This is a genomic window from Mucilaginibacter sp. RCC_168 (assembly GCF_041355315.1).
GTDB lineage: Bacteria > Bacteroidota > Bacteroidia > Sphingobacteriales > Sphingobacteriaceae > Mucilaginibacter.
Genome location: NZ_JBFUPN010000001.1, coordinates 185,570 through 198,564 on the forward strand (window position 1 = coordinate 185,570; position 12,995 = coordinate 198,564).

The window sequence follows — 12,995 nt, forward strand, 5'->3', positions numbered from 1 at the left end:
AGAGCAGTCTATTTTTTTCTTGATTCCAGACTCTTAATTCTTGCTTCTCCTTATAAAACGGATCTATCTACCTATCAAGCCTAAACAACTTATGTCAACACAAAAGTCTCACATCCACCAGATTATTTTAGCGGCGCTGGGTATCCTCGTACTTATTTTGGGTACCATGATATACCTGTATCCTACTTCCATTTTTCCTGATTCCTGCTGGGGTTTCCAGGTACTGCGTGCCATGCAAATGGGCGGCGGTTTTAATATGGCCATCAAACCCGATCCTGCCGATGTCGCTAAAAACTCGGCTGAGTTTTTAACCTGGTGGTCGCCGGGGCAATACCTGTTTCCTTATGTTTTCAAACTCCTTTTGGGTATAAACACCGGCAAAGCAGCGGCAGTTACGGTTACCTTATTTACTTTATCGGGTTTAGCTGCCTTTTACCTGTTTTTCAAAAAGGTAGGTTTTACACCTTTGGTAGCCGCTATCAGCGTGTTAGTTATTGCTTGTCAGCAGGCATTTATTGTTCCTTATGTTTTTTACAATGGTGGCGAGGTTTTACTTTTCGGCTTCGCCGGATGGTTCTTGTATGGCTGTGCGGCTATAGATAAACCAGGGTGGAAGATCGTCATATTCCTGATCATTTCGGGCTGGATAGGCTTTTGCTGCAAATCGTCATTTTTATGGATATACGGAGCTGGCTGTATTTACTTATGGATCACATTGTCATCCGGCGAAACGAGTATATGGGGCTGGATAAAAAAAGGCTTCTGGATAGGCGTACCCGCTGTACTGTCATTAGCCGTGATATACAAATTTTACCTTTCCAAAGGCATCACACCGGCCTCAGGAGCCGGCGGTATAAAACTGGCCTGGGAAACTTTTAGCTTCCCGATGGCCTCACCTATATTGGCCGGTTTTTCGGTTGATGATATAATGGGCGGCCTGATATATCATGATGATTCGGCCATGTTAAACCATTTTTGGGCGGTGTTTATTGTGGTAATAGCGGCTGTATTGAGTATATTACTGGTGAGCCGTATAGTGCGTAAAGTCCCCGATAAAAAGTATACACGGCTGCTCATCGTTTTTTATTCTGTGGCGATATTGTTTTTTGGATACAACTTTTTGAAACAGGCATATATCTCTTACGAAGCCAGGCACCTGCGCTTAATCGGGTTGTTAATTATACCCGGGGTGGTTTATTTAATAAGCCAGAGCGGGGTATTTTACAAAGCGGCGTTCGGATTTATTTGTATGGTGATCGCCTTTTTTAGTTTTCGTTATTTTATACCGGGTTATCTGCAAAACAAAAATGTAAATGCTAGGGGTACGTCTGGCCTGGCCCAAATGTTTATTGATCAGCCATCATTGAACTATATTATGGATCTCGACAAAAAGAACAATAACGCCCTTTTTGTATTTATCAGTCCAGATCTGGGGTTGGAGATCAACCACAACCGTTTTATTACGTTAGACCCCATAGACTCGGATATTAAAATTGATTATGACAGCTACGTACACCGTGGCCACGCAGGGCCAATATTTATTCTGTTACCGGCAAGTTACATGGGGCCAAAGTCAAACATCATACGCAAGTGTTTCCCAGGTTACAAAGGCTTTAAAATGGATATGCTGAGTAATGATTATGTGTTGTACTCGGCTAAGTGAGTCGGGAAGTCCGGAAGTCAGTAAAGTTCGGAAGATAAAATAGGAGTAAAAGATAAAGTCCGAAAGTTTGGAAATTACAACACTCCAAACTTTCGGACTTTATCTTTTATTTTTCCGACTTGCAGACTTTACTGCTCGCGCTGTTCGAAGTCTCTGACTTCGAATGACTATGCCTGTAGTTTGCAACTACACTGCTTCATGTAGTCTAAAGACTACTAACATAATAGTCCGAAGTCAGAGACTTCGGACAGCGCGTTACAACACTCCAAACTTTCGGACTCTATCTTTCCGACTTACGGACTTTACTGACTTTCGGACTTTATCTTTTATTGATCTCGGTCCAAAGGAGGTCTTTTAGTTCCGTAAGGTTCTTTTGCGCTACGGAGGATATGAATAAAGAAGGAACTCCCTCGGGGAGTTCTTTTTTCATTTCGGCCTGCAGCTCGTCATCAAGCATATCCATTTTGGTAACTGCCAAAACGCGGGGCTTGTGCATAAGCTCTGCATTGTATTGCTGCAGCTCGTTCAGTAAAATTTCGTATTCTTCTTTTATGGTGCGGTTGGTATCGGCCGGTACCATGAACAACAGCACCGAGTTACGTTCGATATGCCTCAGGAACCTGAAGCCTAAACCTTTACCCTGTGATGCCCCCTCGATGATTCCCGGAATATCGGCCATTACAAATGAGCGGTTATTACGGTACGATACAATACCCAGGTTGGGCACCAGGGTAGTAAAGGCATAATCGGCAATCTCGGGCTTGGCAGCAGATACTACCGAAAGCAGGGTTGATTTGCCCGCGTTGGGGAAACCTACCAAACCTACATCGGCCAATATTTTCAGTTCCAGTATATTCCAGTCTTCCCTGCCATCTTCACCGGGTTGCGCAAAGCGGGGTGTTTGCTGGGTAGCGGTTTTAAAGTGCCAGTTGCCTAAGCCACCGCGACCGCCGGGTGTTAATATTTTTGTTTCCCCATCCTGGGTTATCTCGAAAATGATCTCGCCTGTTTCGGCATTTTTTACGGTTGTACCCAGGGGTACTTCCAATATCTCGTCGCGCCCGGTTTTTCCGCTTCTTAAAGAGCTGCCACCCGAATCACCATCGCCGGCAATTACGTGTTTACGGTATTTGAGGTGAAGCATTGTCCAGAGCTGGGCATTGCCTTTAACGATTACATGACCGCCACGACCGCCATCGCCACCATCCGGACCACCTTTGGATGTTAATATATCACGGTGTAAATGAGCAGAGCCCGCCCCTCCGTGGCCCGAGCGGCAACAGATCTTCACATAATCAACAAAATTGGAACCCTGCGACATTTCTTTTCCTTTTTTAGTCCGGAAAGTCCGAAAGTCAGTAAAGTCCGGAAGGCTAAGAATTTTGAATGTCTCAACTTCCGGACTTTACTGACTTACCCGACTTGCGGACTGTCTTTTTACTTAATAATTTTCGATAACGGTATCAATTGCCTTATATATCTGGTCAATTGAGCCTATACCGTTTATGCTGGTAAACTTATGCTGGTTTTTATAAAAATTAGCAACCGGCGCCGTTTTATCATTATACTCTTTAATACGTTTGCGGATAACTTCCGGGTTGGCATCATCAGCACGACCTGATTCTTTACCGCGCAATAAAAGGCGATGTTCCAGTTCATCGTCATTTACTTCAAGCGCTATCATGCCTGATATAGCCGATTCCTTTGATTTTAGCAGCTGGTCTAATGCTTCGGCTTGCGCCACAGTACGCGGAAAGCCATCAAATATAAACCCTTCGGCATCTTTATTGGCATCCAGCTTGTTGCTGATCATCCCTATAACTACCTCATCCGGAACCAGCATCCCCTCATCCATTAGTTTTTTCGCCTCTAAACCAAGCTTTGTTCCTTGTGCAATTTCGCCGCGTAAAAGGTCGCCTGTTGAAAGGTGTATTAAACCGTGTTTTTCAATAAGCTTTTGCGACTGAGTCCCTTTCCCTGCTCCGGGAGGGCCAAACAATACCAGATTTAGCATGCTCTATACAAATTAAAAGCCTTTCGGTACTACACGGAAAGGCTTAACGTTATGGTGCACTTGAAGGGAGTCGAACCCCTAACCTCCTGATCCGTAGTCAGGTGCTCTATCCAATTGAGCTACAAGTGCTTTTTGAAACGGAATGCAAAAATAGAATTTTTCACCGTCCGTTGCAAACTTTTTTAAAATAACTTTCTGAATTATTTTTTCTGAGTAGCCAAATAGCTGATCTGATGCTTACTAAACCGTTTCTCTTTTTAAACCGGCAGCCATGCATCAGCTCAAAATTACTTTACTATCTCGGCTATCGCTGCAAAATCGGGCAGCTGGCCGGCATCTTCCAGCACTTCGGCGTATATAATATTCTGCTCTTCGTCGATCACAAAGGCCGAACGCTTAGAAACACCTTTCAGGCCCAGGACAAATTCTTCGTACAAGGCGCCGTAAGCAGACGATACTTCTTTGTTAAAATCCGACAGCAGGTCGAACTGATAATTATTCTCGGCCTTGAATTTAGCCAGTGTAAAAGGCGAATCCACAGATATACCTAATATCACGGCATTCAATCCGTCATAATAACCAAAGCTATCGCGCATGGTACACAACTGCGTGGTACAAACACCGGTAAAAGCTAATGGGAAGAAATGTACAACTACTTTTTTGCCTTTAAAATCGGCTAATGATACCGACTTGATATCAGTTGATAATAAAGAGAATTGAGGTGCCGCCTGGCCTGCTTGTAATGTCATAGTTAATTTTTTGATTACAAATAAATAAAAATTACCGGCCTTATTGGTAATCGCTGGGTAATTAATTCGTTTAATATAATTTTAAGCCATGAAACACCTATTGTTTACTTTATTCCTGCTTTCATCCGTTTTCGTCAAAGCGCAAACCAGGCCGTTCCGCATCAGTACCCAGCATTTAACAGGCAATGTATATGTGTATATTTCTTATGGTTTGCCTGACGATAAAACGCCATTCCCGGCCAATGGCCTTTATATAGTAACACCTGCCGGCATTGTATTAATTGATACCCCCTGGGATGAAGACCAGACCCGGCAGCTGATAGATACCATCAAACAACGTTACCATCAAAAAATAGCGCTCTGTATATCCACTCATTTTCACACTGACCGTACCGCGGGGCTCGACGTATTAAAAAAGAACGGCACCAAAACCTATACCAGCGTATTAACCAAACAGCTGGCCAAACAACACAACGACAAGCAGCCTGAGTTTACTTTTACTAAAGACACCGTTTTTAACGTTGGCGGCGTAAAAGTGCAAACCTATTTCCCCGGCGAGGGCCATACCAAAGACAACATTGTGATATGGCTGCCCCAAACCAAAGTATTGTTTGGCGGCTGCCTGATCAAAAGCATGGATACCGACGAAAAGGGTTATACAGCCGATGGCAATATTGCCGAATGGCCTTTGAGCGTAAACCGGGTAAAAACCCGTTTTAAGAATATCAAATACCTTATCCCCGGGCACCAGGGCTGGCAGGGCGATACCCTGATGCTGAACCATACTATTGACATAGTGAAGCAGAAATAGTCCTCTTTCTGTTACCGTTGAATAGTGATTATTTTAAATTAATTTTATTAACTAAATATTTAGTTATAGCTTTAGCGTATCAAACCCTATAAGCTATGATCAGGAGTTATTTAAAAATCGCGGTACGTACCCTTTTAAAAAACAGAGGTTTTACATTTATCAATATCCTGGGTCTGGCCTTGGGTTTGGCCATCTGTTTGCTCATTATATTTTTTGTGGTTGATGAGTTAAGTTACGACCGGTACAATACCAAATATGAAAGAGTTTACAGGGTAAATACCGATCTGAAATATAACGGTACTGTATCATATTTTGCAGGCAGCCCTATCCCACTTGCCGACGCATTGGTAAGGGAGTTTCCAGAAGTTGAAAAGGCTGTAAGGATAACTCCCTCTTTAAATATCCGTTTTAAAAAGGGAAATGAGATTATAAGTGAGACAGGGGCCACCTTTTATTGCGAGCCAGGCATTTTTGATATTTTCACATTCCCCATGCTTTCCGGCGATTCCAAAACGGCACTAACCGAACCAAATGCTATTGTGATTACCGAATCGATGGCTAAAAAATATTTTAACCGCACCAATGTTGTAGGCGAAACACTTTTCCTGGTTACCGATAGCAGCAGTCATAAAATAACCGGGGTAATGCGCGATATGCCTATGCAATCGCACTTTAAAGCTAATTTTCTATTTGCTGCTAATGCCGTTGGAAAAGGCCAGTGGAATAGTATTAGCCCGTTTAAAACTTATGTACTACTTAAACCCGGAACCGATTATAAACGCTTTGAAGCAAAGCTGAATCCCTTAATGGATAGAAATCTGGCCCATGCCGATTTTGATTATAAAAAATTCAAATCGAGCAGCAATTATTTCAAGCTTAGTTTAATACCCTTAAAAGATATCCACCTGCAATCAAACCGGCAGGGAGAGCTTGGTGTTAACGGCAACATACAATATATCTACATATTTTCGGCGGTGGCTATATTTATTTTATTGCTGGCCTGTATCAATTTCATGAACCTATCCACAGCCCGCTCCGCGAACCGTGCCCGTGAGGTTGGTGTACGCAAGGTGCTGGGCTCGTCACGCAGGCACCTCGTTTTCCAGTTTTTGGCCGAATCATTAATAGTAACTTTTGCGGCTGCCTTGATAGCAGTGCTAACCGCCTGGGCTTTGCTCCCACTTTTTAACCATTTTTCCAACAAGGAATTAAGCATAACGCTGCAAACCTTAAGCTGGTTATTGCCTGCCTTACTTGTCATTGTTCTATTTGTTGGCATCATCGCCGGCTCCTACCCCGCATTTTTCCTTTCGGCATTTCAACCGGTGGATGTTTTAAAGGGGAAATTAGCCTCCGGTTTTAAAGGCGGTACACTCCGCAGTACCCTGGTTGTTTTTCAGTTTTCCATATCCATTTTTCTCATTATCGGCACACTGGTTATTTATAATCAGTTGCATTATATTCAAAATAAGGATCTTGGCTTTAACCGCAGCCAGATGCTTACTATTAACAGTGTAAATACCCTCAATAATACCCAGCTATTTAAACAGCAAATTAAACAGCTGCCTGGTGTTGTGAATGCCACATTAACCAGCTTTTTACCTGTTGGAGGTTACCGGTCGATTGGTTTTATATCTACCGATCAAAACAACGGACAATCTACCCAACTCTGGAAAGTTGATGAAGATTATTTAAACACAATGGGTATCGAGTTGAAGCAAGGACGCGACTTTTCAGCCCAGCTTAAAACAGATTCATCAGCCGTAGTTATCAATGAAACAGCAGCCAAAATATTAGGTTATCACGGTGATCCTGTCAACAAACCACTTTATACAGGCGTAGGGAAAGATATTAAGAAAAAATATACAGTCATTGGCGTGGTAAAAGACTTCAATTTTAGTTCGCTGCGCGATAATGTAGAGCCTTTGGTAATGGTAATGCAAAATGATTGGCTGGCCCGCTTAAGTGTACGCGTAAACACGCATAACTTACCGGCAATGCTGGCCCGGATTGAAGCTACATGGAAAACAGCAGCCCCGCATGAACATTTTGAATATTCATTTATGGATGCCGATTTTGATGCCCTGTACCGAACCGAGCAGCGTATGGGAAATCTTTTTATAGCATTTACCACGTTAGCCGTCATTATAGCCTGCCTGGGTTTATTCAGCCTGGCGGCTTATGCGGCCGAGCAACGCAATAAGGAAATAGGTATACGCAAAATATTAGGGGCTGGTGTTTCTACAATAGTAGCTATGCTCTCTAAAGATTTCATCAAGCTGGTTTTCATCTCCATCCTTATCGCTACGCCCCTGGCCTGGCTAATCATGAACAAATGGCTGCAGGGCTTTGCTTACCGGCAAAATATTCAATGGTGGATGCTGCTTTCGGCAGCAGTTGGCGCGCTTGTTATCGCCTTTGTCACCATCAGTTCGCAATCATTCAGAGCCGCGCATAGCAATCCGGTTGACAGTTTAAGAAGCGAATAATCAGATTTATAAATCACGAGCTATACACACAACATGCGCACGGAGACTATAATTCACTACATCTTCAACAACTTATCAATTACCGCAGTCGCGTTCCTTTCAAAACCATCACATAATCAACAAGCCGTAGGTACGGCACTCCCGTTGCATACCTACGGCATGCCATCACGTCGCCTTTATTTGCTACAAAGCTTTACTCCTGCGGAGTAATCTGCAATTTAATTACATTGACAGGATACTCCCCACTCTGTATTTTCCTTATTTTTGATCATTATATGTACGCTGAATTTGAAACTTACCTCCGGGAGCACATGCAGCTGTCTGATGATGAACTCAGGCTGATCCACTCTTTTGCTGTTGAAAGAAAGGTGCGCAGAAAACAGGTGCTGCTGCAGGAAGGCGAAATATGCCGCTTCAAGATATTTGTTTGCAAAGGTATATTACGCACCTACCGTACCCGGGAAGACGGCACCGAACATATTGTGCAGTTTTCGTCAGAGAATTTGTGGGTTACCGAGCCCGAAAGCTTACATAATCATACCCCTTCCCGTTATTATATCGATGCGGTAGAAGACAGTGAACTTATCTTCTGGACCAAAAGTGATTTTGACACCCTGTTTGCGCAGATCCCCCGCTTAAAATACTTTACGGAGCGGCTCATCTCCCGCAATGTCACATTAGGCCGCGATCGCATCTTTAGCGCCATCAGTTCAACACCCGAAGAAAAATACGATGAATTTATACAAACCTACCCCACCGTATTTGCGCGTGTGCCCCTGCACATGATCGCTTCGTACCTCGGGCTTTCGCTCAAAACCCTTAGCCGTGTGCGGCATGCCCAGCTCAAACGATAGATAACAACTCAAACTTGCGAGGTTATAAGTAAATCGCAGAGTCGACTCACCGGTCTACGCTTCGCTGGACCACCTCTCTTCGCCTGCGGCGGAAAGAGGGTGAAGAAAAAAGAAAGAAAACCCCTCTATGCGCGAAGCGGAGAGAGGGGTGACAAGCGTAGCGATGTCGGGGTGAGTCGATATACGCCCGATTTCCACCTAATGTCTTTTTATAAGTTATTACTTCGCTCCCACGAGATACGCTGCCAGGGAGCAAGCATTAAAAAAAACAGCTTACCTAAATGAAAAACAGCGTCAAATGTCCTCTTTTCCCGAAGCGGCATTGGCCAATTTTGAATCGTTAAAAACGATTTAAAATTTTATTTATCTAATTCAAAAAAAACATGCGTGTATTTGTAACAGGCGCTACGGGCTTTGTAGGCTCAGCCATTGTTCAGGAATTAATAGGCGCGGGGCACAAGGTGCTTGGTCTCGCGCGTTCGGATGCGGGTGCAAAAGCCCTTATCGTCGCCGGTGCCGAAGTGCACCGTGGTAACCTGGAAGATCTCGAAAGCCTGCGGGTGGGGGCGGCTATGTGTGACGGCGTTATCCACACCGCCTTTAACCACGATTTTACCAAATTTAAAGCCAACTGCGAAACAGACCGGCAAGTGATACAGGCAATGGGCTCGGTACTCATCGGCTCTGATCGTCCGCTGGTTATCACCTCGGGTACAGGGCTGCTGGCCGGGGGAGGCCTGGCCACCGAAGATACGGTGCCCGATTTCAGCTCGTCGCCAGTGCCCCGTGTAGCCTCGGAAGAGGCGGCGATGGCCATCGCGGCACAAGGGGTACGCACAGCAGTGGTGCGCCTGCCCCCAACGGTACATGGCAATGGCGACCATGGCTTTGTGCCTGTACTCATTGGCCTTGCCCGGGAAAAAGGAGTTTCGGCTTATGTAGGCGAAGGACTTAACCGCTGGCCTGCCGTGCACCGTCTGGATGCCGCTCGTTTGTACAGGCTCGCGCTGGAGAAAGGCTCCGCAGGGGTCCGATATCATGGCGTTGCCGAAGAAGGTGTACTCTTCCGCGACATAGCCGGTGTGATCGGTCGCCACCTGAATGTACCGGTTGTAAGCAAAACACCCGAAGAAGCACCAGATCACTTTGGCTGGTTCGGGCATTTCGCGGGCATGGATAACCTGTCGTCCAGCGCCCAAACCCGTGAACAACTGGGCTGGCAGCCGAAACATATTGAACTTATTGCCGATATGGAAACAGGAACTTATTTCGGATAGTAAAGGGACGGTTAAATTTTTATCCTTCCCTAAAATTCAGTATATTTGTATATACAACAGCCCGTTTCCCTTCAACAAAAAGAGAAACGGGCTGTTTGGTTAAGGAAAAAAGAAGCCAACCTACCGATTTTAACATAGTTATTTGACAATTAATTATTTAATACTTTTTAAAGTTTTTAAAACACGTAAAAACCGCTTTGAAATTTGTTAAAAAGTGTTAAAATCGATGGTTTTGAATCAATTTTTAAGCGTGTTTACCCCGTTTTTGAGCCGAAAAGTGTTAAAATTTAAGGCTTAAAAAGTGTTTGAAAACAGGTGTGCAGATTTCAAACGTGTAAATATGCAGATGAGGTTCTGGTGGCATAAAAAATCACTAATTCAATAAATCAGTAATTCAATAATTAATTATGAACGCAGTTGTTGTCACCCGGCCTGGTACCCCTTCCGTTTTGCAGATCGCCGAGAGATCAAAACCCAGTTGTGGAGCTGATGAGGTGTTGGTGAAAGTGATGGCTGCCGGGGTTAACCGTCCGGATATAAAACAGCGCGAAGGTAAATATCCGCCGCCTGCTGGTGTGGTGCAGGATATCCCCGGTTTGGAAATAGCCGGCACCATAGTTGAAACTGGCACGGCGGTAACCCAATGGAAAATTGGCGATAAAGTTTGCGCCCTCGTAGCTGGTGGTGGTTATGCCGAATATTGCAAGGCCCCGGAGGGTCAATGCCTGCCGGTTCCGGATGGGTTTTCATTTGAAGAGGCAGCCTCATTACCCGAAACGTTTTTTACCGTTTGGAGCAATGTATTTGATCGTGCCAACCTCAAAGGCGATGAAACTTTGCTGGTACACGGCGGGTCAAGCGGTATTGGGGTTGCGGCCATACAAATGGCGAAAGCGTTGGGTCATCCGGTTTATGTAACTGCCGGCTCGGATGAAAAATGCCGCTTCTGCGAGCAATTAGGTGCTACCAAAGCTATCAACTACAAAACAGAAAATTTTACCGATGCTATTAAACAATTAACTAACGGCAAAGGAGTTGATGTGATATTGGACATGATAGGCGGCGATTATACGCCGGGCAATATCCAATCGCTGGCTATTGAAGGCCGCCTGGTGATGATCAATACCATGAAAGGCAAGGATGCCCTGGTTGATCTGGCACAGGTAATGATGAAAAGACTGGTGATCACCGGCTCCACCTTGCGGGCTCGGGATGTGGCATTTAAAGCGGTGATCGCTCAAAAGCTGCAAAAAAACATCTGGCCGCTACTGGCATCCGGGCAGATAAAGCCGGTTATCTATAAAGTTTTTAAAGCCGAAGAGGCCGCACTCGCTCATGAGCTGATGGAAAGCAGCGCGCATACAGGAAAAATTGTGCTGAGTTTTGCGCATTAAAAACCTGAAAATGGGTGTGCAGAAAATATATGCAAAAATGTTGGCGTTGCTATTTAAATATTTGGATAGAAATCTTAACTTTGCGCCTCTGAAATAGCATCTTATATTTTAACAGTAACAACTATTTCGCAGAAAAATTCTTTAAAACACCAGGTTATATATGCCAAACATTGGAAAAATATCACGGATCATTGGTCCGGTAGTTGACGTAAGTTTCGCTGATGATGCTCATCTTCCCAAGATTTATGATGCGTTAGAGATCACGAAAGATAATGGCCAAAAAGTAATTTTAGAAGTTCAACAGCATTTAGGTGAAGATCGTGTACGTGCGATCGCGATGGATTCGACAGACGGATTGCTACGTGGCATGAAAGTGTTGGATACCGAAGCCGCTATCAAAATGCCGGTTGGCGAAAACATTAAAGGTCGCGTGTTCAACGTAGTTGGTGATGCTATTGACGGTATCGCAAACTTAGATAAATCTAATGGCCGCCCTATCCACAATGTACCTCCACGTTTCGAAGATCTATCTACCGAAACCGAAGTATTGTTCACAGGCATTAAAGTTATTGACCTGTTAGAGCCTTACGCTAAAGGTGGTAAAATTGGATTGTTTGGTGGTGCTGGTGTAGGTAAAACCGTATTAATTCAGGAATTGATCAACAATATTGCCAAGGCTTATTCTGGTTTATCAGTATTTGCCGGTGTAGGTGAGCGTACCCGTGAAGGTAATGACCTTTTACGTGAGATGCTTGAATCGGGCATTATTAAATATGGCGATGGCTTTATGCACTCGATGGAAGAAGGCGGTTGGGACTTATCTAAAGTTGATACCGAAGCTTTAAAAGAGTCAAAAGCAACATTCGTTTTCGGACAAATGAACGAGCCTCCAGGTGCGCGTGCACGTGTGGCTTTATCAGGCTTAACCATTGCCGAGTATTTCCGTGATGGTGAAGAAGATGGCAAAGGCCGTGATATCCTGTTCTTTATCGATAACATTTTCCGCTTTACACAAGCAGGTTCTGAAGTATCGGCGCTGTTAGGCCGTATGCCATCAGCGGTAGGTTACCAGCCAACACTGGCTACCGAAATGGGTACCATGCAAGAGCGTATCACCTCAACAAAAAGAGGTTCAATTACCTCAGTACAAGCCGTTTATGTACCTGCGGATGACTTAACCGACCCTGCGCCGGCAACAACCTTCGCTCACTTAGATGCTACTACTGTACTTTCACGTAAAATTGCCGAGTTAGGTATCTACCCAGCTGTGGATCCATTGGATTCTACATCACGTATCCTTAGCCCTGCTGTTTTAGGCGATGAGCATTACAATACTGCTCAACGCGTTAAAGAAACTTTACAACGTTACAAAGAGTTACAGGATATTATCGCGATCCTGGGTATGGACGAGTTATCTGAAGAAGATAAACTGGTTGTATCACGTGCGCGTCGTGTTCAGCGTTTCCTGTCACAACCATTCCACGTGGCCGAGCAATTTACCGGCTTAAAAGGTGTATTGGTTGATATCAAAGAAACCATCAAAGGTTTCAACATGATCATGGACGGTGAAGTGGATGAATATCCTGAAGCAGCTTTCAACTTAGTAGGCAGCATCGAAGACGCCATTGAAAAAGGCAAAAAGCTGCTGGCTGAAGCCAACGCTTAGATATGAGATTTGAGATATGAGATTTGAGATTCACCATTTCAACTCTTATATCTCACATTAAAAACAAGGGATATAGGA

Annotated in this window: 10 protein-coding genes and 1 tRNA gene; 7 read left to right on the forward strand and 4 right to left on the reverse strand. The window is 44.4% G+C overall.

The annotated features are described in order from the left end of the window. The first annotated feature begins 91 nt into the window (after nucleotides 1–91). On the forward strand, nucleotides 92–1,663 hold the full coding sequence (locus AB6735_RS00790) for a hypothetical protein (RefSeq protein WP_370993905.1): 1,572 nt from the start codon (nucleotides 92–94) through the stop codon (nucleotides 1,661–1,663). A 319-nt stretch (nucleotides 1,664–1,982) separates the two neighbouring features. On the opposite strand, the gene obgE is transcribed toward AB6735_RS00790, so the two are convergent. The 4 genes from obgE to AB6735_RS00810 form a co-directional block, all read right to left on the reverse strand. Then, on the reverse strand, nucleotides 1,983–2,984 hold the full coding sequence (gene obgE, locus AB6735_RS00795) for a GTPase ObgE (RefSeq protein ID WP_370993906.1): 1,002 nt from the start codon (nucleotides 2,982–2,984) through the stop codon (nucleotides 1,983–1,985). A 120-nt stretch (nucleotides 2,985–3,104) separates the two neighbouring features. Further along, nucleotides 3,105–3,677 (reverse strand): adenylate kinase, encoded by a 573-nt coding sequence (locus AB6735_RS00800; protein ID WP_370993907.1) that lies wholly within the window; start codon nucleotides 3,675–3,677, stop codon nucleotides 3,105–3,107. Nucleotides 3,678–3,729: 52 nt separating this feature from the next. Continuing rightward, a tRNA-Arg gene (locus AB6735_RS00805) sits at nucleotides 3,730–3,806 on the reverse strand. 158 nt (nucleotides 3,807–3,964) lie between these two features. After that, nucleotides 3,965–4,426, reverse strand: coding sequence for a redoxin domain-containing protein (locus AB6735_RS00810; protein ID WP_370993908.1), 462 nt, complete (start codon nucleotides 4,424–4,426; stop codon nucleotides 3,965–3,967). Nucleotides 4,427–4,514: 88 nt separating this feature from the next. On the opposite strand from AB6735_RS00810, the gene bla reads away from it, so the two are divergent. The 6 genes from bla to atpD all read left to right on the forward strand — a co-directional run bounded on the left by bla (nucleotide 4,515) and on the right by atpD (nucleotide 12,917). Beyond that, nucleotides 4,515–5,237: a subclass B1 metallo-beta-lactamase gene (gene bla / locus AB6735_RS00815; RefSeq protein WP_370993909.1), complete on the forward strand. Its 723-nt coding sequence runs from the start codon at nucleotides 4,515–4,517 to the stop codon at nucleotides 5,235–5,237. A 95-nt stretch (nucleotides 5,238–5,332) separates the two neighbouring features. Then, nucleotides 5,333–7,726, forward strand: coding sequence for an ABC transporter permease (locus AB6735_RS00820; RefSeq protein ID WP_370993910.1), 2,394 nt, complete (start codon nucleotides 5,333–5,335; stop codon nucleotides 7,724–7,726). A gap of 275 nt (nucleotides 7,727–8,001) precedes the next feature. Continuing rightward, a complete protein-coding gene (locus AB6735_RS00825; protein WP_370993911.1) occupies nucleotides 8,002–8,580 on the forward strand; it encodes a Crp/Fnr family transcriptional regulator in 579 nt (192 codons plus the stop codon). A 383-nt stretch (nucleotides 8,581–8,963) separates the two neighbouring features. Further along, the gene (locus tag AB6735_RS00830; RefSeq protein ID WP_370993912.1) at nucleotides 8,964–9,857 is read left to right on the forward strand and encodes an SDR family oxidoreductase; all 894 of its coding nucleotides are present in this window, start codon (nucleotides 8,964–8,966) and stop codon (nucleotides 9,855–9,857) included. 407 nt (nucleotides 9,858–10,264) lie between these two features. Continuing rightward, nucleotides 10,265–11,251, forward strand: a complete 987-nt coding sequence (locus AB6735_RS00835; protein WP_370993913.1) for an NAD(P)H-quinone oxidoreductase — start codon at nucleotides 10,265–10,267, stop codon at nucleotides 11,249–11,251. A 160-nt stretch (nucleotides 11,252–11,411) separates the two neighbouring features. Beyond that, nucleotides 11,412–12,917, forward strand: coding sequence for a F0F1 ATP synthase subunit beta (atpD, locus tag AB6735_RS00840; RefSeq protein WP_370993915.1), 1,506 nt, complete (start codon nucleotides 11,412–11,414; stop codon nucleotides 12,915–12,917). Nucleotides 12,918–12,995 lie beyond the last annotated feature (78 nt).

Bases quoted from the DNA above. Each gene is read 5' to 3' on its own strand.
- AB6735_RS00790 (WP_370993905.1), top strand. From the start codon at position 92: ATGTCAACACAAAAGTCTCACATCCACCAGATTATTTTAGCGGCGCTG.
- obgE (WP_370993906.1), bottom strand. From the start codon at position 2,984: ATGTCGCAGGGTTCCAATTTTGTTGATTATGTGAAGATCTGTTGCCGC.
- AB6735_RS00800 (WP_370993907.1), bottom strand. From the start codon at position 3,677: ATGCTAAATCTGGTATTGTTTGGCCCTCCCGGAGCAGGGAAAGGGACT.
- AB6735_RS00810 (WP_370993908.1), bottom strand. From the start codon at position 4,426: ATGACATTACAAGCAGGCCAGGCGGCACCTCAATTCTCTTTATTATCA.
- bla (WP_370993909.1), top strand. From the start codon at position 4,515: ATGAAACACCTATTGTTTACTTTATTCCTGCTTTCATCCGTTTTCGTC.
- AB6735_RS00820 (WP_370993910.1), top strand. From the start codon at position 5,333: ATGATCAGGAGTTATTTAAAAATCGCGGTACGTACCCTTTTAAAAAAC.
- AB6735_RS00825 (WP_370993911.1), top strand. From the start codon at position 8,002: ATGTACGCTGAATTTGAAACTTACCTCCGGGAGCACATGCAGCTGTCT.
- AB6735_RS00830 (WP_370993912.1), top strand. From the start codon at position 8,964: ATGCGTGTATTTGTAACAGGCGCTACGGGCTTTGTAGGCTCAGCCATT.
- AB6735_RS00835 (WP_370993913.1), top strand. From the start codon at position 10,265: ATGAACGCAGTTGTTGTCACCCGGCCTGGTACCCCTTCCGTTTTGCAG.
- atpD (WP_370993915.1), top strand. From the start codon at position 11,412: ATGCCAAACATTGGAAAAATATCACGGATCATTGGTCCGGTAGTTGAC.